Origin of the sequence: Pseudonocardia sp. SID8383, from assembly GCF_009864975.1 — a bacterium.
GTDB lineage: Bacteria > Actinomycetota > Actinomycetes > Mycobacteriales > Pseudonocardiaceae > Pseudonocardia > Pseudonocardia alni.
Genome location: NZ_WWFY01000232.1, coordinates 1 through 527, shown reverse-complemented (window position 1 = coordinate 527; position 527 = coordinate 1). Strand labels below are relative to the sequence as shown.

The window sequence follows — 527 nt, the reverse complement described above, 5'->3', positions numbered from 1 at the left end:
CCGGTCCCGCAGCCGTGCCGGCGCGGCGCCGGCCACCCGGCGCGCCGGCGGCTCCGTGGTGCACTGCGGCCGGGCAGCGAGCTCCTCCAGCACGCAGGTGAGGTGGAGCGGGTTCCCCTCCGTGGCCGCGGACAGCGCGGCCACGAGCTCCGGGGTCGCGTCCCGCCCGAGTACCGCACGGGCCGTCACCGAGATCGCCTCGTCCGAGAGGGGACCGAGCGGCCGCACCGCGTCGGCCACCGCCGCGAGCTCCGTCGGGAGTCCCCCGGTGGCGCCGCCGTGTCGGGTACCGCCGTCGTGTCCGGCATCGCCGTCGAGCACCGTGAGGACCACCGCCACGCGCAGGCAGGCCCGCGGGCAGCACAGGCGGGCCAGCCAGCGCAGCGACCGGGCGTCACAGCGGGCCGCGTCGTCGACGAGCAGGAGCACCGGTCCGACCGCCGCGCGACCGGCGAGCGCGGCGGAGAGGGCGCCGGTGTCGTCCCCGTCGGGCTCTCCGCAGGGGGGCGACGGGCCGGGACCGCCGC

1 protein-coding gene is annotated in these 527 nt (G+C 79.9%); it reads right to left on the bottom strand.

Annotated features, from left to right (window positions below):
• Positions 1-429: hypothetical protein (locus GTW08_RS05590; protein ID WP_202416436.1), on the bottom strand; the 429-nt coding region annotated here is incomplete at its 3' end.
• Positions 430-527: the final 98 nt, after the last annotated feature.